Annotated in this window: 17 protein-coding genes; 12 read left to right on the top strand and 5 right to left on the bottom strand. The window is 40.0% G+C overall.

Annotation, left to right across the window (positions count from 1 at the left end; translation table 11 throughout):
* Positions 1-2244, bottom strand: coding sequence for a polyphosphate kinase 1 (gene ppk1 / locus B155_RS0109860; protein WP_018128103.1), 2244 nt, complete (start codon positions 2242-2244; stop codon positions 1-3).
* A gap of 86 nt (positions 2245-2330) precedes the next feature.
* On the opposite strand from ppk1, the gene ruvB reads away from it, so the two are divergent.
* Both ruvB and metK read left to right on the top strand, forming a co-directional pair.
* Positions 2331-3344 carry a Holliday junction branch migration DNA helicase RuvB gene (ruvB, locus tag B155_RS0109855; RefSeq protein WP_018128102.1) on the top strand — a complete coding sequence of 338 codons (1014 nt, stop codon included), beginning with the start codon at positions 2331-2333 and terminating at the stop codon, positions 3342-3344.
* A 152-nt stretch (positions 3345-3496) separates the two neighbouring features.
* Positions 3497-4624, top strand: coding sequence for a methionine adenosyltransferase (gene metK / locus B155_RS0109850; protein WP_018128101.1), 1128 nt, complete (start codon positions 3497-3499; stop codon positions 4622-4624).
* Between the two features lie 573 nt (positions 4625-5197).
* On the opposite strand, the gene B155_RS0109845 is transcribed toward metK, so the two are convergent.
* Together B155_RS0109845 and B155_RS0109840 are read right to left on the bottom strand one after the other, a co-directional pair.
* The gene (locus tag B155_RS0109845; RefSeq protein ID WP_018128100.1) at positions 5198-7540 is read right to left on the bottom strand and encodes a TonB-dependent receptor; all 2343 of its coding nucleotides are present in this window, start codon (positions 7538-7540) and stop codon (positions 5198-5200) included.
* Positions 7541-7655: 115 nt separating this feature from the next.
* Positions 7656-8801: a helix-turn-helix domain-containing protein gene (locus tag B155_RS0109840; protein ID WP_018128099.1), complete on the bottom strand. Its 1146-nt coding sequence runs from the start codon at positions 8799-8801 to the stop codon at positions 7656-7658.
* 859 nt (positions 8802-9660) lie between these two features.
* Here B155_RS0109840 and B155_RS0109835 point away from each other — a divergent pair.
* From B155_RS0109835 to B155_RS0109820, 4 genes are all read left to right on the top strand, one after another.
* On the top strand, positions 9661-10272 hold the full coding sequence (locus B155_RS0109835) for a hypothetical protein (RefSeq protein WP_018128098.1): 612 nt from the start codon (positions 9661-9663) through the stop codon (positions 10270-10272).
* A gap of 6 nt (positions 10273-10278) precedes the next feature.
* A complete protein-coding gene (locus B155_RS0109830; RefSeq protein ID WP_018128097.1) occupies positions 10279-10578 on the top strand; it encodes a winged helix-turn-helix domain-containing protein in 300 nt (99 codons plus the stop codon).
* A complete protein-coding gene (locus B155_RS0109825) occupies positions 10578-10775 on the top strand; it encodes a hypothetical protein (RefSeq protein WP_018128096.1) in 198 nt (65 codons plus the stop codon). The genes B155_RS0109830 and B155_RS0109825 overlap by 1 nt, the downstream gene beginning before the upstream one ends.
* Positions 10776-10880: 105 nt before the next feature.
* Complete coding sequence (locus tag B155_RS0109820) at positions 10881-13058, top strand: TonB-dependent receptor (protein WP_018128095.1); 2178 nt, start codon at positions 10881-10883, stop codon at positions 13056-13058.
* Positions 13059-13124: 66 nt separating this feature from the next.
* Here the strand turns inward: B155_RS0109820 and katG are convergent, their stop codons facing one another.
* A complete protein-coding gene (katG, locus tag B155_RS0109815; RefSeq protein ID WP_018128094.1) occupies positions 13125-15374 on the bottom strand; it encodes a catalase/peroxidase HPI in 2250 nt (749 codons plus the stop codon).
* A 211-nt stretch (positions 15375-15585) separates the two neighbouring features.
* Here katG and B155_RS0109810 point away from each other — a divergent pair, with 211 nt between their 5' ends.
* Positions 15586-16503, top strand: a complete 918-nt coding sequence (locus B155_RS0109810) for an amidohydrolase family protein (RefSeq protein WP_018128093.1) — start codon at positions 15586-15588, stop codon at positions 16501-16503.
* 62 nt (positions 16504-16565) lie between these two features.
* Here the strand turns inward: B155_RS0109810 and B155_RS0109805 are convergent, their stop codons facing one another.
* Complete coding sequence (locus B155_RS0109805; RefSeq protein ID WP_018128092.1) at positions 16566-17567, bottom strand: metal-dependent hydrolase; 1002 nt, start codon at positions 17565-17567, stop codon at positions 16566-16568.
* 162 nt (positions 17568-17729) lie between these two features.
* On the opposite strand from B155_RS0109805, the gene B155_RS0109800 reads away from it, so the two are divergent.
* The 5 genes from B155_RS0109800 to B155_RS0109780 all read left to right on the top strand — a co-directional run bounded on the left by B155_RS0109800 (position 17730) and on the right by B155_RS0109780 (position 22159).
* Entirely contained in the window at positions 17730-18062 is a 333-nt protein-coding gene (locus tag B155_RS0109800; protein ID WP_018128091.1) for a YciI family protein, read from the top strand.
* 87 nt (positions 18063-18149) lie between these two features.
* Positions 18150-18620 (top strand): MgtC/SapB family protein, encoded by a 471-nt coding sequence (locus B155_RS0109795; protein ID WP_040368448.1) that lies wholly within the window; start codon positions 18150-18152, stop codon positions 18618-18620.
* A 110-nt stretch (positions 18621-18730) separates the two neighbouring features.
* Positions 18731-19138 (top strand): hypothetical protein, encoded by a 408-nt coding sequence (locus tag B155_RS0109790; protein WP_018128089.1) that lies wholly within the window; start codon positions 18731-18733, stop codon positions 19136-19138.
* Positions 19139-19392: 254 nt separating this feature from the next.
* Positions 19393-20772: an amidohydrolase family protein gene (locus tag B155_RS0109785; protein ID WP_018128088.1), complete on the top strand. Its 1380-nt coding sequence runs from the start codon at positions 19393-19395 to the stop codon at positions 20770-20772.
* 79 nt (positions 20773-20851) lie between these two features.
* Positions 20852-22159: an amidohydrolase family protein gene (locus tag B155_RS0109780; RefSeq protein WP_018128087.1), complete on the top strand. Its 1308-nt coding sequence runs from the start codon at positions 20852-20854 to the stop codon at positions 22157-22159.

The following is a 22159-nucleotide window of genomic DNA, read 5'->3' as shown; positions in this document are numbered from 1 at the left end:
CTAACGCAATTCAGCAGGAATAGGACTTAAGCTGTCTTTCATATGGTTCATCAGCACTTTATGGGTACTCACTTTTTTCTCGCCTTTCTTTTTTGTGAGTTTAGTGTAGCTCCCATCCGTGTTCAATTGCCAGCGCTGTACGTTATCACGCAGGTATACATTGAAAACAAACTGTAGGTATCGCTTTAAGGCCGGTGCCTCTATAGGTGTAATCGCTTCAACTCGAGCATCTAAATTTCGGTGCATTAAATCCGCCGATCCAATAGAATACAAATGTTGCCCACCATGGTGGAAGTAGTACATTCTAGAGTGCTCTAGGAAGCGCCCGATTATTGAAAAAATACGGATGTTTTCACTTAAACCTTCTTTGCCCGGGATAAGCCTACAAACCCCTCGAACAATTATATCAATTTGAACTCCTGCTTGTGATGCCTCATATAGTTTCTGAATTATCACAGGGTCTTCCAAGCTATTCATCTTCGCTATAATTCGAGCTGGTCGGCCATTTTTGGCTTCTTCCGTTTCAAATTCAATAAGTCCGGTGATCTGCTTTCGTAAATGGCGAGGGGCTACCATGAGCTTTTCGAAGGTTTGCTCAGGCGCATAGCCTGTAAGCAAATTAAAGACGTCTGTTACATCCGAAGCAATCGTTTCGTTGCAAGTGAATAAACCCAGATCTTCATACAACTGAGCAGTATCAGGATGATAATTACCCGTTCCTATGTGGCAATATGTTTTGAGTCCACTAGCTTCTTCACGCACAACCATGGTGAGTTTAGTGTGAATTTTTAGTCCTGGAATACCATAAGCCACATGTACACCACAGTTTTCCAGTTTCTGAGCCCAAGTGATATTTCTCTCTTCATCAAAACGAGCTTTGATTTCAACCAATACGGCTACCTGCTTCCCTTCTTCAGCTGCATGCATAAGCGAGTGCATAAGGGGGGAATCTTTAGAGGTGCGATACAGGGTTTGTTTAATGGCCAACACTTGAGGGTCTTTAGCGGCTTCTTCTACAAACTGCTGAGTGGTTAGCTCAAAACTATGATAAGGGTGATGAACCATGAAATCGCCTTGCTTAATCACTTCAAATATGCTCGGACGTTCTTCATCAATCTCGTGCCTTAACACGGGGTGTTGTACAGGGGTCCAATGCTTACTTTTAAGGCGAGGGAATCCACTTAAATTGGTAATCTGCAGTGCATCTACCAAGCCGATAGTCCCATTCATTTCATATACATCATTCCAATTGATGTTTAAATTCTTAATGAGGTACTTCTTGATGTGCTTGGGCATGCTTGCGTCTAGCTCTAAGCGAACGATCTCAGCAAACTTCCGCTCTCTTAATTCATCTTCTATGGTTTCGAGTAAATCGTCCGCTTCTTCCTCATTTCTATCTAGTGAAGCATTTCGAGTTACTCTGAACATGTGCGCCGAAAGCACTTTCATTCCAGGGAAGAACTCATCGATTTTAGTACGAATTAGGTCTTCGATGGGTACTAATACTACTTTGTTACCACGGCGGTGAACTTGAATTAATCGAGGACGGTTCGCTGGGATTTTCAACCGCGCGAAATGCTTTTCTTTTGTTTTAGGGTGCTGAAGTTCAATCGCAAACGACAAACTTTGGTTAGAGATGAATGGGAAAGGATGGGATTCATCCACAGCTAAAGGGGTAACAATCGGGTAAATCTGCTTTGTGAAATAGCGATCACTTACTTTTTTCTGATAATCACTCAGCTCATCGTATTCTTTGATTTTAATCCCTTTCTCGGCAAGCGCTGGCAGTAACTCATTAAAAAAGCAGCCTCTATAGGTTTCAATCATGTTCATCACTTCATGACGAATCACTTTTAACTGATCGGAAGCTGATTGCCCATCCACAGATAAGGTATTAACACCCGCAAGCTGTTGGCGTTTAAGACCTCCAACGCGCTTCTGAAAAAACTCATCTAAATTCGAACACACAATACCGATGAACTTAACTCGCTCAAGCAACTTATTCTTTGGGTTCATCGCCTCGGCTAGCACTCGTTCATTGAATTTCAGCCAGCTCATTTCATAGTTAAAAAAGTAATCTGGACCGAATATCTTTAGACTACTTGAACTCAGGTCCTTGTGCAATCCCTTCTCTTTCAATACTTCGTTCTTTTTTAGGTTAGCCACTTTCTTCCCACGTCGCTTTTTTTGTTCCGCGATGGGATCATATTCAAGTTCATCAGGGGAGAAAGATTTATACTTCATAAGCGGCTTAAAATTCAATACGCATTTCGATGCTAAACTAACTATAATTCTGTAAAGTTAGTGTAAACTTATACTCCAGCAATATCGTGCATAATCCACTTTTAAATCCTTCCAACAAAGAAGATGCCTTTGAGAATTCCGTTCGGCCCTCCTCTTTGGAAGAATTCATCGGTCAACATAAGACCATATCTAATCTTCAGGTTTTTATAAGTGCGGCTAAGCAACGTGGCGACGCACTCGATCATGTGATTTTATCAGGACCTCCAGGTCTTGGAAAAACCACACTCTCTCATATCATAGCCCAAGAGATGGGGGTGAGTATTAAGCCAACAACAGGGCCTGTGTTAGAAAAACCAGGTGACCTAGCAGGAATGCTCACGAATCTGGAAGAAGGCGATGTCTTGTTTATAGACGAAATCCATCGTTTAAATCCTGTGATTGAGGAATACCTTTACTCGGCCATGGAAGATTTTAAATTGGATATCGTAATTGATTCTGGTCCCAATGCGCGAAGTATTCAAATTGATTTAAATCACTTTACCCTTGTTGGCGCCACTACTCGAAAGGGGATGCTTACTGCTCCTTTAAGAGCTCGATTTGGTATCGATATGCGCCTCGATTACTATGAAGTGGAGCTGTTACAACGCATTGCTTTACGAACTGCTCACATCATGAACTTTGGCATAACCGAAGAAGGTGCTCATGAAATTGCACGACGTAGTAGAGGAACCCCACGTATTGTAAATAAACTTCTTCGTCGTACGCGTGATTTTGCACAAGTAGAAGGACTTACAAAAATTGATAAGGCTATAGCCGACAAAGCCCTGAACGCTTTAGATGTAGATTCTAATGGCTTGGATGATATGGATATTCGCATGTTACGTGCCATCATCGAGAATTATAGCGGTGGCCCTGTAGGTCTTGGAACCTTAGGTGTGGCTGTAGGGGAAGATAAAGGCACTATTGAAGAAGTGTACGAGCCTTATCTAATTCAAGAAGGCTTTTTACAGCGTACCCCAAAAGGTAGAGTTGCTACTGCAAAAGCATATCAATACTTGGGCATTAATAAAGATGATAACACCGGTTCACTGTTTGATTGATGCATAGCCTAGCCGGCGAGCATGCACATCAAAAACGTGATTTAAAAATTTATTAGGGCGATAGAAATTAATAACCATTTTTCTACCCTTTTCTTCTTAACTTTGGCGCTTTCGTAACCGAAAGCACCTTATACCGATTATAAAAAGAGACTATGAAGAATTTATTTACCTCCGAGTCAGTATCTGAAGGACACCCAGATAAAGTAGCTGACCAAATCTCAGACGCCTTACTTGATGCCATGTTGGCAAAAGACCCGCAATCTCGTGTAGCGGTTGAAACCCTTGTAACTACCGGATTAGCTGTAGTATCTGGTGAAGTAACCACAGATGCCTATATCGATGTTCAAGAGATCGTTCGGGAAGTGATTAAAGAAATAGGCTATACCAAATCTTCTTATCGCTTCGATTCTGAAAGCTGTGGGGTACTTTCTACCATCCATACGCAAAGCCAAGATATTGCAATGGGTGTTGACCGTGATGGCGCTGGTGATCAAGGTATGATGTTTGGATATGCTACTAAGCAGACCGAAGCTTATATGCCGATGCCGCTTCAATTTTCACATGATTTGCTTCGTGAACTTGCTCGAATTCGCAAGAAAACCGATTTAATGCCTTATTTAGGTCCAGATAGCAAAAGTCAGGTTACTATAGAGTATGACAATGATGGGCAGCCTAAGCGTATTGATACGATTGTACTATCAACGCAACATGATGAAGGCGTATCTCAAGATCAGATTAAAGAAGACATCAAGAATCACTTAATTAAGAGTGTAATTCCAGCACAACTTATAGATGCGGATACTATTTACCACGTTAATCCAACAGGTAAATTCGTGATTGGGGGCCCACATGGCGACACTGGATTAACAGGTCGTAAAATCATTGTGGATACTTACGGTGGATTCGGAGCTCATGGTGGAGGTGCTTTCTCTGGTAAAGATCCTTCAAAAGTAGATCGTAGTGCAGCATACGCTTCACGTCATATTGCTAAGAACTTAGTTGCTGCAGGTCTCGCTGAAGAATGTTTAGTTCAATTGGCCTATGCAATTGGGGTAGCAGAACCTGTTTCTATAAATGTGAATAGCTATGGTACAGGATCAATGAGCGATGTTGAGTTGGCTAAACTTGTAAGCAACACCTTCGATTGTACTCCAAAAGGCATTATTGAACGCTTTGACCTCAAGCGACCTATCTATAAGCCAACGGCTGCATATGGGCATTTTGGTCGCGAGGAGTTTCCTTGGGAAAAGCTTGACTTCGTAGATGCATTAAGTAAGTAAGCCTTTAGTTATTTACTTAACTAGCTTAAACAAGCTACCGTTTTTGAAAGGTCTTGGAGTTTTACTTCAAGACCTTTTTTATTGATATAAGTCATGCCCTTAATTCTTCTTACCGTTTTATTACTTCTGGTCTTTGTTACTTCGAGTGAATACGAGCAACTTAGTGGTCTTACTACGAATCATTGAGTCGTATTAACTCACTCATCTCCTTTAATTAAATCTAAGGCACCTACTTCCATCTTTAGATATCTCCCTTCGGTCGATATGACAAAGATAAATGTAACACCCTTATTGTCACTTCGAGTCAATAAAATCCCAACCCCCTAAGTTCCTTCTCTCCGCTTAGGATGACGTCGTTATTGGATGATAGAAACTGCATCACTAGCAGCGAAGCTGGAGCTTCTAGAATGCGTTCCCAACGTGGATGTTGGGAACGAGGTTAAGATAACACCCTTGTTGTCATGCTGGACAGCGGAACGAAATGAAGCATGATTCAGCTGCCCATATTTTTGGTTGTTCTAGTAAAAACACTTCTTCCTTAACAACTATTGTCTGGACCTCGTTAGGTAATTATCAAAATTTAAAACTATAGTTGATAAAAGGTAAAATGAAGCCTTCTTTAACTACATCAACATGGTTGGTTTTAAAGTTATAGTCATGGGACAAGTCTTTTTCCATTAAGAGATTTTTTATTTGAAGCGCCCACTCTGAGGTGTGTTTAGCTTTGTTGATTTGATAAGTAAGGGTAGCATCAAAAATGAGGCGATTCGGAAATTTCTTTTCGAAAGCACGTTGGTTAAAATAACGGACTTCTTCGAAGTTTGACGAGGCGTCAAAGTTAATAGGGCTAAAGCGTTCACCCCCTACATATGCTATTTTTCCATTTAACCCTAGTACACGTTTACCATCATCCCAACTATATTCCTTTCCGCCTAATACATTAAATGCATAGCCCTGATCGAAGCGAGTGTTATACCATTTACTATCTCCTCCTTTATACTGAGAGTTATAGATGGTACCAGTAACTAAATAATAGTACCCATTATTAAAGAATCGTTCATAGGTTGTTTCCAAACCATAATTCCGTCCTTTACCTTTGTTTATTAAGGCCTCATTAAAGGTCCAATCTTGAGTAAAGTTTATCATTGAAAATGAACTATCTGCAATAACCGGAACATCGTATTGTTCTTGATTATAGACCTCAACTTTAAGTCGGGTATTTTCTTTTACTTTCAAATCATACCCAAGAACAAAATGATGCGCTTTAGTCATTTTTAGGTGCTTATTTGTGTATTCATCATCAGTTTTAATAAAGTAAATACGTAAGTCCTCTATTTGGCTATGTAGTCCATACCCAAAACTAAGCTTAGAATTATTATTCATAATCCACTCAACACCCATTCTGGGCTCTAAGGTCATTTCTTCAGTAAGTGCAAACCACTGTGAATGTACTCCAGTATGTACGGTAACCTTAGGTGATATATAGAATCGGGATTGGGTGAAGAATTGCAATAACTCACTATGTCCTTGTTCATCAATAATTGTAGCTAAGGGAGGGGAATCATTTGGGGCGCTCTGAAGCTTCAAATCATATAATAGATATTGAAAACTTACTCCGGTTCTATTTAAATGATACTTTGAATATGGCTTATCGAGTACTGAACGAAAAGAAATTCTTCCACTTGTATTATTTATAGTTAAGTTAGGCTCTAATACTACATCTTGATTGAGGCGTTGTTGCTGCCAGCTTGTATAATTAATCGTTGCAGCCAATGAGGTTTCCAATGAACTATTCTCACCAATAAGAATATTGTGTGTTAGTCCTGTAGCACCTACACCCATATTCATTTTGTATTTGATTCTATGCCAAAACTCATATTCCCATTGGCTTTTATCAAAGGTGGCATTTTGTGATTGCCCATCCCATCCTCCTATACCCCACAGCTTAATTCTTCCATATTTTTTTGATCTGAAATCAATTTTGTAGGATATGTCTTGATATTGAAGACTTCCTTCAGTTGGAAGTAATGGCATTAATAATGCTAGTGTAGAGTAGCGATAGTTAAATAAATAGGTTGAGTTACTTGATGAATTAAAGGGTCCTTCTGAAGCAAATTCTAAGCCATTGATCCCAATCTGTGCGGTGTGTTCACGGCGATTCATATTCCCAGATCTGAAATTGATATCAAACACCCCAGCTAAAGCATTCCCATATTGTGCTGGAAAGGCGCTTGTTAAAAAATCTGAGTCGGCTAAAAGCTGATTGCTAAATAATGTGAGACCTCCTCCTCCAGCTATGGAGAGACCCGCAAAGTGATTCGGATTGGGTATTTCAACACCAAATAATCGCCATTGAACATTTTTGGGTGCATTGCCCCTTACTATCAGCGCATTTTGCTGTGTGCCGCCACCAGATGAGACCCCTGCGAAGGCGGAAACCATACGGCTAGGATCATCAACTCCTCCAGCATAACGTCGGGTTTCTTCAACAGTGAAAGATCTCGAGCTAGCATAGGCCATCTCGTTTATGGGGTTCGACTTATTTATCTCAGGTGTTACAATGACCTCTTGACCTTCAAATACTTGTTCGGTCATTTTTATATCAAGAATGGTTTCTTTAGCAGATTGTACAAGTACTTCATGAAGTACTATAGAATCATAACCTAAAAAAGTGACTTTGATATCATATCTACCTAAGGGAACATCTTCCATTTCAAAGTCCCCATCTTGATTGGTTGCCGTTCCAATAAGTGGTTGGGTATGCAGTAGAATTATGTTGGCACCTATAAGCCCCTCATCGGTTAAAGCATCTGTTACATTTCCGCGAATAGTGCCCGATTGTGCTTTGGTGGTAGCTGGAAGCGTGAGTAATATTAAAAAAAGGAATAGGGTTGGTTTAACAAATAAGAATTTCATCCTACAGAATAATTTGTGTGGTTGTTAATATTCTGTGGGAATAAAAGGAGTGTTAAGGCTCTAAATCGTCTTTTCCGGTGGGATTGGACATTCTTTATAGCACTTTTTAAGTGGCTTAAAGATTTCGTTTTTTAAATTCAGAAGGGGTCATCCCAGTGTGCTTTTTGAAAACAGAATTAAAAGAAGATTTCGAGTTGAAACCAGCTTCAAGAGCTAAGGCATAAAAGGTTTTATTATTCATTTCTGAATCCAATAATTTCTTCTTCACTTCCTCAACTCGATAGTGATTTATAAAATCATAAAAACTTTTATCTAAGTACTGATTTAAAATTTGAGTAAGGTTATGGGGAGTAAGGGATAATTCCTTTGCCAAATCACTTAGTTTTAAATCATTTTGTTGATAGATTTTTTGCTCTTCCATTACAGCTTTAATACGAATCACATATTGCTCGGCTTCATTTTTATTCAATCCTGATTTTTGATATTGATCTTGAAGAAGGGTACGCTTGTTCACTTGAGGTACTATTTCGGAATTACTAAACACTTCCGATTGATATAAACCCATGTATCCAATACTGTAAATGAATGCCGTTACGAATAATAAATTGATGTTTCCGAAAAGTCCTTCCCCCGATCCCATTAGCAAAGTATTTGAAGCAGAGAAAAAATGTATACTTCCAGCCACTAATGCTAACACGATGGCTCCCATTACAATATTCTGTAGCCAGTTTAGGTTTATTTTCTCAATAGAGGAATAGGAGTTTTTCAACTTCTTACGATAGGAATTAAGCATGAAATAAAGGCATAACGCATAAGCTAACCCATGTACAATTTTTAAATTATTCAGAACATTAAACCCGAATGAATTAGCTTGAACCATAGAGGATTTTGTGAAGGCTAATTTTTCATTCCCCGGTTCTATAAAAAATGGAATCATGTAAATTAGCAGTACTACAAAGGGTATAAAATGTAAGTAATCCAAAACTGTGAGTGTGTCACTGCCATCTCTCATCAGTTTAACATATAAGAACAATAGCGGGCCATAAAGAAGAGTAATTGGAAAATCTATACCAATTAACATGGGATGAACAGACAATAACTGACTGTTGTAAAATGCCGCCATTCCTAGATCGATGGAAAAAACAAGCATAAGTAATGCAAGTAACTTGTTAGGAAGCTGATTGGTCTTTTTTAGGGCTAAAATGAGTGCCAAAAACAAACCATGAATCGCGCCAAGTAAAAAAACAATTTCTATTATCATTCTTAATAGTAGGTACTAACGGATAAATGGGAAAATTTAAAACCTGTCATAAGATACTTCATAATATAGGGCTCATTAAATCTATCATTCATCAAAATTGATTATAACTTGGCACCTACTTCAATCTTTAGATATCTCCCTTCGGTCGATATGACAAAGATAAAGGTAACACTCTTGTTTTCACTTCGAGTGAATAAAATCCCAAACCCTTATCCCTTATAATCTTTCGCGCCGTTTAAGATGATGTCTTTGTTGGATTATGGAAATTGCATCGCTATCAGCGAGTCTGGTGCTTAAAGAATGCGTTCCCAACGTGGACGGTGGGAACTAGGTTAAATTTAGAGATCTTACTTCAAACCATTGAGTCGTATCAACTCACTCATCTCATTTAATTAAATCTAGGGCACCTACTTCCATCTTTAGATATCTCCCTTCGGTCGATATGACAAAGATAAAGATAACAACCATGTCGTCTTGCTGGACAGTATCTGTGTAGGGCTATGTCTGTATTCCGGATGCCTATTATTTTTCTTTCAATACATCAATACTTCAGTACTTTGGGGTAACAGTAGGGGTGTGTTTTATAACATAAGTTAATAATAGAATGATAATAATAAACATTACTTATACATTAGACATCTATAATTAAAAAGATTTGGTCAACCCACCTTCTCTGCCGTATATTGGTAGGAGTTACTTGAAAGTAAAGCGCACCAAGCGGTGGGCTTTTTTTATGTCTATGAATTTTTGAGTATTAAAAAACAACTTTTATCGCCTCTCCAAAGCTGTTTTGATCCAAATTCCTTTTTTTTGCAGATGTAGGTGGAACGAGTTACTTTGTAATTAAAAGTACTTTTCTATGAGCCCACAATCCGAACACTTACAAGATCTTGCTGAAATTCGCGCCATGATGGAGCGCTCTTCCAAATTTTTATCCTTATCCGGCTTATCTGGTGTTCTGGCTGGGTGCTATGCTCTAGGTGCCGCTTGGGTAAGCGCTAATGTTTTCGAGTTTAATCCAACTTCTATGGCTTATACTCTTAATGCAGAACATGAGCAGGGCTTAGTGCTAACGGCCCTAGCTACCTTGGTGCTTGCCGTTCTTTCAGCCATTTTATTATCCTGGAGGAAGGCTCAAAAGAAGGATGAGAAAATATGGAATGCCACAACACGTCGAGTGGTCACCAATGTAAGTATTCCACTAATTGCCGGAGCTGTACTTTCCATTTCTCTTCTTCAAAATGATTTAGTTGGACTTATCGCACCTATTACGCTGCTGTTTTATGGCATCGCATTATACACGGCCGGCTCCTATACCTATCATGATATAAAGTACCTTGGCATCATTCAGATTGTGCTTGGGTTGTTAGCTTGTTGGTTCGTGCAGTGGGGCGTACTGTTGTGGGCAATTGGATTTGGCCTTATGCATATCGTTTATGGTGCTACCATGCACTTTAAATACGAGCGGTGATCGATTGTGCAAGTATCCTTCGATAACTTACATAAAGCCTTCGAAAATAGAGTACGCCTGGGAATCATGTCGGCATTAGCCGTGAATGATTATCTAGATTTTAATTCGCTTAAAGAGTTTTTGGATGTCACAGACGGCAATTTAGCTACGCATCTCAAGAAGTTAGAACAACTTGAGTTTATAGGTATAGAGAAGTCGTTCGTAGATAGAAAACCCAATACTAAATATTTCGTTACTCCAAAAGGCCGCCAAGCTTTTGAAGCTCACCTTCAAGTGCTAGAAGGCATTATCAAAGCCCAAAAATAATGGATACAACTAAACCTAAGTCACCAACCATACTTCTTATTCCTTTGCTCATGCTTGCATTCGGAATCCTACTAATGGTATTTATGATTGTGGTAGAAGATGAACCCGGAGCCATTCCTACACTGCTTATAGTTGTAGGTACTGCATGGGCGTTCATAATAAAGCGCAAAACTAGTCGATTGTCTCGTGGTAATTAGAAAAGTAATAGTGCACTACGACTGCTTATTTAATAATCATTTGCACCTTTTATTCTGAATTGTGTGTAATCTTAGGTCTTCTAAAATCCATACTAAGCATAGACCATGAGATATAGACTCCTTCCGTACTCCTTCATATTTGCTCTTGCCATTTCTTTCAGCGTACAAGCTCAGCATACTTTTAGTGCTAAAGTAATTGACCATGATAACCAAGACCCCTTAGTAGGAGTTACGGTGTATTTTCAAAGCTTATCAAAAGGGGATATTACCGATGCAAATGGGTTGGTCAAAATAAACAACATTCCTTCTGGCACCCACCAAGTAAGCATTAGCTATGTTGGTTATGAATCTATAGTGCGTTCATTCTCATTTCCAATTACTGGTGGACAAATGCCTATCACTTTTGAATTAGAGCATGCCCACGAAGAGTTAGAAGTGGTATTGGTACAATCTACGCGTAGTAGTAGAACTATTGAAGATAGTCCAACTAGGGTGGAGTTTATTGCTGGTGAGGAGCTGGCCGAAAAAGGAAATATGAAACCGGGTGATATCAGAATGTTGTTAAATGAAAGCACGGGTGTAAGAACTCAACAGACATCAGCCACTAGTTATAATTCAAGTATTCGTATTCAAGGCTTAGATGGTAAATACACTCAATTAATACGTGATGGATTACCTTTATACTCAGGATATTCGGGTGGACTAAGTTTAATGCAGATTGCCCCGCTTGATTTACAGCAAGTTGAATTAATTAAAGGAGCATCCTCAACCTTATATGGTGGTGGAGCCATTGCGGGCATCGTAAATTTAATTTCGAAAACACCTTCTGATGAGCCTGAACTTAGTTTTATGCTGAATGGAACATCCGCTCTTGGGCTCGATGCTAGCACTTTTTATGCTACCCGAAACGACCGCTTTGGGGTTACTGTGTTTGGTTCGTACAATAAAAGCACAGAATATGACCCGGCTGATATTGGCTTAACGGCTATTCCAAAATTTGATCGATTTACCCTCAATCCTAAGGTCTTTTTCTATTTTGACCACACTGATATTAATGTTGGAATGCATATTACCACTGAAGACCGACTAGGCGGTTCCATCGATTATATTGAAGGGGATAGGAGCTCGAATCTGTATTTTGAACGGAATGAAACTCAGCGCATCACGTCAACTTTTGATCTTCAGCATGTAATCAGTGAGCGTACCCATTTATCAATAAAGAACAGTTTTAGTTATTTCGATCGAAGCATTCAGATTCCAGATTATGTATTCGAAGGCCTTCAACAATCTTCCTTTAGTGAGGTCAATGTTCGAACCAGATATGGAAGTTCAGAGTGGATTGGTGGGTTAAACCTATGGACGGAAAACTTCGACCAACAGCAAGGTTCTGCATCTTACACACTCGACTTCAATGAGCATACCTTTGGTTTATTTGTTCAAAATACAACACCATTGCACTCCATGTGGACCTTAGAAACGGGCCTTAGATATGACATTCATAGCACCTATGGTTCGTTTTTGCTTCCACGACTTTCATTGATGGTTGAACCTTCACAACAATTAACCATGCGTATTGGTGGTGGGTATGGCTATAAAGTGCCTACATTATTTTCAGAAGAAAGCGAGCGCCGTCAGTTTCAGGATGTTAAACCGCTCGACTCTGATGCTTTAGAAGCGGAGCGATCATTAGGTACGAATATTGACATCAATTACCGAATTCCGATTACCAATGATCTAGTGCTAAATTCGAACATTCTTTTCTTCTATACACGCATCAACGACCCCCTTCTTTTAACCAAATCGAATTCCGAATATGAATTCACTCAGCCTAATGGTTCTTTGGATACAAAAGGGGTAGAAGTAAACTTAAAATGGAGCTATAAAGACTTGAAGCTGTTTGTTGGGTATACCCATGCTGATGTTCAACAACATACCAATGGAAATAGCCAACGGTATCCATTAGTTGCTAAACACCGATTAAATAATGTGCTGATGTATGAAAAGCATGGTGAGTTTTGGATAGGCTTGGAAGCATATTATTATAGTCCACAGCTCTTGGGCGATGGTTCAGAGGGCGAATCCTATTGGATTACGGGCTTAATGATGGAAAAGAAAATGACGTCCACACTATCCCTATTCTTAAACTTTGAGAACTTCATGGATACACGGCAAACACGATTTGATGCCATTTACACGGGAAGTATTCAAAACCCTGAGTTCAAAGATATTTATGCTCCTCTTGATGGCTTCGTTATAAACGGTGGCGTTAAGCTTAGTTTTTAATTCTTAGATATAAAAAAAGCAGGTTCTATTGCTAAAACCTGCTTTTAATTTTTATGACTTGCTGAATTACTTCACGTCAAATCGATCTAAATTCATCACTTTATCCCAAGCTGCGATAAAGTCGTTTACGAATTTTTCTTTAGCATCATCGCACGCATATACTTCGGCGATTCCACGTAGTTCTGAGTTTGATCCAAAAATGAGGTCTACTCTAGAACCTGTCCACTTCAACTCACCTGTGTTGCGATCACGACCTTCAAATCTATCTTGGTGATCTGAAGTAGCACTCCATTTTGTGCCAAGATCTAAGATGTTCACGAAGAAGTCGTTGTTAAGTGTTCCAGGCTTTGATGTGAATACGCCTAAAGTTGAACCATCGTAATTTGTATTGATGCTTCTCATACCACCTACTAGTGCTGTCATTTCTGGAGCTGTAAGTGTTAGTAATTGAGCTTTGTCAACCAGCATTTCTTCTGCTGATGTATTGTGCTTAGGCTTGAAGTAATTACGGAAGCCGTCTGCAGCAGGCTCAAGTGGCTCGAATGAGTCTACATCGGTATGCTCATCACCAGCATCCGCTCTACCAGGAGTGAATGGAACTGTAACGTCGAAGCCAGCATCTTTAGCAGCTTTTTCAACACCAGCACATCCCCCAAGAACAATCATATCTGCCATTGAAACAGCTTTGTTGCCTGATTGCTCTTCATTAAAGGCTTTTTGAATTGCTTCCAGTTTATCTAGCACTTTCTCTAATTGCGATGGATTGTTTACTTCCCAATCTTTTTGAGGAGCTAAACGAACACGTCCACCATTTGCGCCACCACGCTTATCAGAATCGCGGTAAGTAGAAGCTGAAGCCCATGCCGTTGACACTAGTTCAGATACACTGAGTCCAGCATCAAGAATTTTTCCTTTCAGCATCTCTACATCATTATCATCAATAAGATCATGAGTTACTGCAGGAATAGGATCTTGCCAGCTTAAGTCTTCTTCTGGTACTTCAGGACCTAGGTATCTTGCTTTTGGCCCCATGTCGCGGTGCGTTAATTTGTACCAAGCTTTAGCAAACGCTTCTGCAAATTCATCTGGGTTTTCGTAGAAACGACGAGAGATTTTTTCGTACTCAGGGTCGAATCGAAGTGACAAATCGGTTGTTAGCATGAAAGGTGCATGTTTCTTCTCTGGATCATGAGCATCAGGAATTGTACCTTCACCAGCTCCATCTTTTGGTTTCCACTGATGAGCGCCTGCTGGACTTTTAGTTAGTTCCCACTCATACTCAAACAAGTGCTTGAAGAAATCATGGCTCCATTTTGCTGGTGTTGTAGTCCAAGCGCCTTCAAGACCACTAGTAATGGTATCTGCGCCATGGCCTGTACCATATTTATTGGTCCAACCTTGGCTTTGCTCTTCAATGCTTGCGCCTGCAGGTTCTGGACCTACATATTCTTCAGGATCTGCTGCGCCGTGCGTTTTACCGAATGTGTGACCACCTGCAATTAGCGCAACTGTTTCTTCATCATTCATTGCCATTCTTGCGAAAGTCTCACGAATGTCTTTAGCTGCAGCAACAGGATCTGGGTTGCCATTAGGTCCTTCTGGGTTCACATAAATAAGACCCATCTGTACCGCTGCTAACGGGTTTTCAAGTTCACGGTCGCCTGTGTAACGCTTATCGCCTAGCCATTCTGATTCAGAACCCCAGTAAACATCTTCTTCTGGTTCCCAAACATCTTCACGACCACCAGCAAATCCGTAGGTCTCAAAGCCCATTGATTCTAATGCACAGTTTCCTGCAAGAATCATTAAATCGGCCCAAGAAAGCTTTCTACCATACTTTCTTTTTACTGGCCAAAGTAACAATCGTGCCTTGTCTAAGTTAGCATTGTCTGGCCAGCTATTTAAAGGAGCGAAACGTTGCGTACCTGAACCAGCACCACCACGTCCGTCACCAATACGGTAGGTACCTGCACTGTGCCAAGCCATACGAATCATAAATGGACCATAATGTCCGAAATCGGCTGGCCACCAATCTTGTGAGTCGGTAAGTAGATCGTAGATATCTTGCTTAACCGCTGCTAAATCTAATTTCTGAAACTCTTCAGCATAATTGAAATCCTCATCCATTGGGTTGGATAGGGAAGAGTGTTGACGAAGAATGTTGAGGTTTAATTGGTTTGGCCACCAATCTCTGTTTTTGGTACCTCCTCCTGCGCTCTGACGTAATGCACCTCCACTAAATGGGCATTTCGATGCGTTGTTTACATTGTAACTTGAGGTATTGTCCCCTGAGTTATGTGTTATATTTTTATCCATACTACTAACTTATTCTTTAGATGTCTTCTATACTTTTTTAGCTCTTAAAAATACCAAATCGTAGCTACATTAAAATTCTGTTTTGATAGATTGTACCTATCGTCAGCATTAAAGTTTATTTATTGACCTTCAGTACACTTGGTCAATTGCTTTTAAACTTTAACCATTTAAATTACTGACTACAGTTCCTTTAGCTAACTCATTTGTTTATATGAAGATTATTAAGCACTTAAGCCTGATCATTTTTGGGATCTTTTATTGTCAATCCCTTGCAGCCCAAAACACCACTTACAACCCTAAGTTTATTTTTGATGTGCATTTCCATGCCACGAACCAACAATCAGAACGCATGATATCGGGCCTAAATGCCACAATTGAGCACCACCAACAATTTAATGTGAAATATGCTGCGCTATCAGTGGCCAACCAAACAATAGGGCAAGAATGGTTAGCAAAAACACCAAATACTTTTCTTGTGGGCCCTTCCTTTCCCTGTGCAGATGGAAAATATCCCGTTGGATATGATTGTTTTGCTGAGAATGGTGGGTGGCCAGATATAGAGTGGTTAAGAAGTCAATATGAAAAGGGCACGTTTACTGTAATGGGTGAATTGCTGTATGTGTATTACGGTATACCCCCAACCGATGCTAAACTAGCTCCATACTTTGAACTAGCTCATGAGCTCAATATTCCAATCGGTGTGCATGCTGGGCATGGTCCGCCTAAAGAGCGACGCTTACCCACTTGCTGCCCTAACTTCAATGAAGAATTAGGAAATCCTCTTATGCTTGAGCCCATACTCAAAAAATATCCTGGCTTAAAAATTTGGTTAATGCACGGAGGTGAAATTCGTTTTCATAAGCAGGCTATCTCCCTCATGAAAAAACACCCTAATGTTTATGCTGATTTATCCATCTTGAATAGTGTAATGCCTGAAGAGATGTACCACCAGTTCCTAAAAAGTTTTATTGATGCCGGGTTTGAAGATCAGTTGATGTTTGGAAGTGATAACCTTCCCATACCTATGATCCTTGAACGACTACAGAAAGCTTCTTTTCTATCTGATATGCAAAAGGATAAACTACTTTTTAAAAATGCTCTTCAATTTTTTCAATTAGACTCACAATAACTGAACAGCTCCTTTAGCTTCAAGCAGCACACTCTTAGTATGTGTAATGAGAGACTGGCATTTTATTTCGTTCTGCCTAAAAGCATATTTAAAAACTTTGTTCTTACCTCTGGACTAGCATCACGGTATGAATCGAAGTCTACATGCCGATCCGTTTTTGTGGTATCAACGGTGATTCCCCATAATGGATTTGAAGTAGTTGGAAGCATGGAATAGCGTGCATCTCCAAGAACTTCTGGGTGATTCGGATGCCTAACTAATAACCCCTCTGATAATCTCGAAAACCGCTCGATATCTTTAAACATCGCGGTACCCTTGAATGATTTAAATTCTGAATTCCAATCAATTAGTTCTGCACAATCTCCTTCATAAACTTCTGGAGTTGAAAATAGACCTGCTCGAATACCATAACTACATATTTCTCTTTGGTTCACCGTTCGAACACTCCACAAAATTTGATTTCCGATAGTGGGTTTAATGATAAATTCCTTATTGGAGTTATTATCCCCACCTAATTGGTCATTAGCTAGATTTTCCACCCTAGTTTGTTGAATCCCTGCAAAGCATAGATACACGGCTAGCCACCCAACTAACCCAATACTATACCTTTTATTCTTTCTGTAGAATGCTATAGATGCCGCAATTAGTAGTCCTAAACTAAATATGGGATCAAATACGGACACAAGATTTAAAGAGAAGCGTTCGTCTAGAAAGGGCCAAAACATGTGCACTCCGTAACTAGTGATATAATCCATAAGCCCTGCAGTTGAATAGCCCAGTAGACTGAACAGGTATGTCTGTTTAAAACTGAGCTTCTTCTTAACAAATACCCAGAGCACTAAAGTAACAACTAATGCCCCAAATGGGATAAATACAAATGAATGGGTGAACTGTCGATGTAGCTCAAGGGTAAGTAATGGGTTAGAAGAGGAGCCCAAAAATACATCTGCATCAGGGGCTAAGGCAGCAATAAAGCCCACCAGAGATGCCACTTTAAAGCTCTCCTTATCTGAAAACAATTGAGCACTACTTGCTCCTACTAATCCATGTGTAACTGGATCCATACTTAATATCTTTAGTTCACCTTAAGATAGCTTTTACCACCTTTCGGATTTGAAGTATTTGGATTCCAAATCTTAACAAGTTAGGAAGTTTCTAATTAGCCTAATTTGCATTATTTATTGCTTCCCAAGCCACTTCGTGTAAATTGAGCTATCTATCAATTTATGGAGAAACCAATGGCACAATTTGTACTCGTTTACTTAGGCGGCGACTACCCTAGCAATAAAGAGGAAAGTACGCAACACATGATGAACTATCAGAAATGGCTGAGCAATCTGGGAGAGAAAGCTATTGAGCCTGCCAATCCTTTTAAAAACACCCGATCTATAGCTCCCAATAGAAACGTTACTGAAGGAAGCCAAATTGGAATGTCAGGGTATACAATAATAGAAGCCAATTCTATAGGTGAAGCCGAAGAAATAGCTCGTAATTGTCCATTTTTAGATATCAATGGTACCATCGAAGTTTCTGAAAAACTTCCGATGCCTTCGTTCTAGTATGAGATTATAACTCCGGAACTTTAGGGGGAATTTACTCTACAAATAGCATATCAATTATCTTTACAGAGGATTTTAAATTCGATTATGCTAGGCCAAGTCCAAATCTTAATGGATGTAACCATCGCCCTAATTCTAGGCGGTGTATTGGGATTCGAACGTGAATGGAAAAATAAACCCGCTGGATTTCGCACCAATATGATAATTGCCGGAGCTTCGGCTTTATTGGTTTCATTAGGGCGAGTAGTGGTTTTAGACTTCAATCAATTCATCCCTGATGGTGGATTGGGCGTTGATCCCGTTCGTATGGTTCATGCAGTGATTGTTGGGGTGAGTTTTATAGGTGCAGGCACTATTCTTAAAAACAAATCTGACCAAAATATCCGCTATTTAACTACGGCAGCTACCATCCTGATGGCTTCAGGTATAGGAGTGAGTATTGCGCTTAAACAATACCTTATCGGTGTTGGGGCGACCATTATTATTGTTACCATTAACTATCTCTTCGGGTTTTTAAATCGGTATATCGAGCGAAAATCTACTTACACTGATTCGTAGTTCCGCTCAAACTCAACAATTGATTACATAATATTTCCCACTTCATACAATAAGCGAGGGGTTGTGGCTGTTATTTCTGCCATCGCAGCATATTTAAATTACACAAACACATGAGATTGTACTTAAGTCTATTATCCCTTCTATTTTTAATTAATTGTGGCGCCAATGATTCGGGTAATTCCGGTTCATTCACTATCAGTATTTTAAGTAACCCTTCCCAAAGTGAATGGCGGTTTGCTAATTATATAGGTACACAGGAAAATGGCTTCAATCCTAGTAGCCGAGCAGAGACTACATCCATACTTGAGCGTATGGTTCGTGATAGCGTAGACGTTGAATTTGCATGGGTTAGAGAGTATTCGCCTACTTGTGGTGATTTAGATATGGTAGTTCCCAATCAAATTGTAGTTCAGATCAGCGGAAATCCTTCGGCAGCTGACCTTCATCCATCACTAACAAGGACTAGCAATCCAGATTTACCGTGCCCAATTTCTGTGGTTAAATATTCACTGAACTAAGAAATATTAAAATTAGGTCTCCACATCTCTAATGGCCTCTTTCTATTTCTAAAAGCTCCAGTTATTACTATATTTTTAGCCAAGGTTAAAAATGCGATTTAAATAAGTAGAGAACAGGGTAAATCTAAAACAGGGTGGTCCAATAACGATCAAGCACCCTTGTAATAGCGTAAAAAAACATCAAATTATCTCTTATTGCGTTGAATTGTACCTATAAATTAGGTTCTTATATAAAGTAACTAACTAGCAATACTATGAAGCGACTCGTTTTTTCAGCCGCTATTCTATCATTACTCCTATTGGCATTCGTTATATATAACAATAACGAAGAAGTTGATAACAGGCTCTTAATATCCGGTGAAGCGACCGCATTTACGAATGTGAATGTAGTGCCTATGACCAGCTCCACGATTTTAGAAAATAAAACGGTGGTTATAAGAGGCAACGAAATTATTATGATTCGTCCTACTGGCGAATTGAAAATGGGCAAAGGCGTTTCTGTTATTGATGGTACCGATAAATATTTAATGCCCGGACTTGCAGAAATGCACGGCCACGTACCGCCAACCGACCCACCTGCTAACGCGCCTCGATACATGACCAAAGAATATGTAGAGAACACGTTATTTCTATATACCGCTGCAGGTGTAACTACGGTTCGCGGTATGCTAGGGTGGCCGGATCAATTACAGCTCAAGGATAAAATTTTATCTCAAGAGCTTATTGGTCCACAGTTATTTTTAGCTGGGCCAAGCTTTAATGGAAACTCCATTAATTCGGTGGAAGAAGCACGGGAAAAAGTGCGTGCTCAAAACGAAGAGGGCTGGGATTTATTGAAAATTCATCCTGGTTTAACCCTTGAAGAGTATGACGCTATGGCCGCTACCGCTAATGAAGTTGGTATTCGTTTTGGTGGTCATGTTCCTTCTGATGTTGGAATCGTTCATGTTTTAGAAGCAGGGCAAAATAGTATCGATCATATGGATGGCTATGTTGCGTACCTAAGTGCTTTTGAAGGAGCTGAACTCGATGAGAAAATGGATGAACTTATTCAGCTTACCCTCGAAAATGATGTATGGATTGTGCCTACACAGGCTTTATGGGAAACCATCATTGGTTCTGCCAACTATGATGTAATGAAAACATATGAAGAGCTTAAGTACATCCCCAAAAACTTGCTCTCTGGTTATAATGCTTATGTAGAAAATAAGCTGAATAGCCCCAATTATGATTTAGATGAAGCAAAAGAACATTCTCTTATTCGCCGAATGTTATTGGGTAAAATGAATGAAGCCGGTGTGCGTATCCTTCTTGGAACGGATGCTCCTCAGTTATTTAGTGTGCCTGGTTTCTCCATACACCGTGAAATGGTATTTATGGCCGAAGCAGGGATGAGTCCTTATGAAATTTTAGTAACCGGCACCCGAAATGTAGGCGAGTATTTCCAGAATGAAGCAGACTTCGGAACCATTGAAGAAGGCAAGCGAGCTGACCTCATCCTGCTGGATAAAAACCCATTGGATAGCATCATAAATTTAAAAGCTCAATCGGGTGTTATGGTGAATGGAAAATGGTTGCCTAAAGACTTTATCGAAGCCCGCCTTTTTGATATCCAAAAAAGTTATCAAGAGTAAGTGTAAATCATTGCAAATCGCTTTGCAGGCTTAGTTATTTTTATAATTTTCGGACTGATTAATAACCAGTCCATTTTTTATGACAAAACTAAGCTACTACTTTTCTGTGCTTATGCTACTTGTACTCTCAAGTACACAGCTTGCAGCACAATCTAACCCTTTGGTTTTTAAGGGAGCCAAAATAATTCCTATCTCCGGAGATCCCATCGAAAATGGGGTACTTGTGGTACAAAACGGTAAGATTCTCTCCGTTGGTGATGCCAACACTCGCACACCCCGAAATGCTACCGTTGTGGATGTGTCGGGCAAAGTTCTAATGCCGGGCCTTGTTGATACGCACTCTCACCTTGGTGAAGGAGATGGCGGTGATCGCTCATCAGCCTTACATCCAGACGTTCGAATTATGGATACTATAAACCCACGTAGTGATACTTTTAAAAAAGCATTAGCTGGTGGAATTACGTCCGTTAATATCATGCCGGGGTCTGGTCATCTTATGAGTGGGCAAACTGTTTACTTAAAGCTTAAAAAAGCTAATACCATTGAAGAAATGCTACTTGTTGTAGACGAAGAAAACAACATTTACGGTGGTATGAAGATGGCTAACGGTACTAACCCTATAAAAGGATCGGGCGCATTTCCTGGCACTCGTGCCCGTTCAGCGGCTATGGTACGAGACCTATTTGTAAAGGCTCAGAATTATCAAGCTAAGATTAAGGCCGCTAACGGTGATGAAAGCAAAATGCCACCACGCGATCTTCAAATGGAAGCTCTTGTTCAAATTCTTGAAGGTAAGAGAGTGGTTCATAACCATACTCACCGCCATGATGATATCCTTACTGCTATTCGTCTATCTCAGGAGTTTGGATACCGAGTGGTTCTTCAGCATGTGAGTGAAGCCTACAAAGTAGCTGATGAAATTGCTGCGGCTGGCGTTCCTGCATCTATTATTACCCTCGACTCCTTTGGTGGTAAGTTAGAAGCGATGGATTTCAGTAATGTAAATGGTGCGGCTTTAGAAGAAGCTGGTGCCCTCGTTGGTTTCCATACCGATGACGGTATCACCGATTCTCGCTTATTCCTTCGCTCGGCAGCTATGGGCGTACGCGATGGCATGAGTAGAGAAAAAGCTTTAGAAGCTCTTACCATTGCCAACGCTAAAATGATGGACATCGACGACCGTGTGGGTACACTTGAAAAAGGTAAAGATGCTGATTTCATAATTCTATCAGGAGACCCATTCAGCGTGTATACTCTAGTAGAAGAAACATGGATTGAAGGACTAAAAGTGTGGGATCGCGATAACCCAGAAGACCGCAAGTTTGCTACGGGTGGCGAAGACACATTCCGCGGAAACATCCATACTCACCACACTGAAGGAGAATAA

Origin of the sequence: Balneola vulgaris DSM 17893 (assembly GCF_000375465.1) — a bacterium.
Classification (GTDB): domain Bacteria; phylum Bacteroidota; class Rhodothermia; order Balneolales; family Balneolaceae; genus Balneola; species Balneola vulgaris.
The sequence above is the reverse complement of the archived record's forward strand: the minus strand, read 5'-3'. Positions and strand labels throughout refer to the sequence as shown.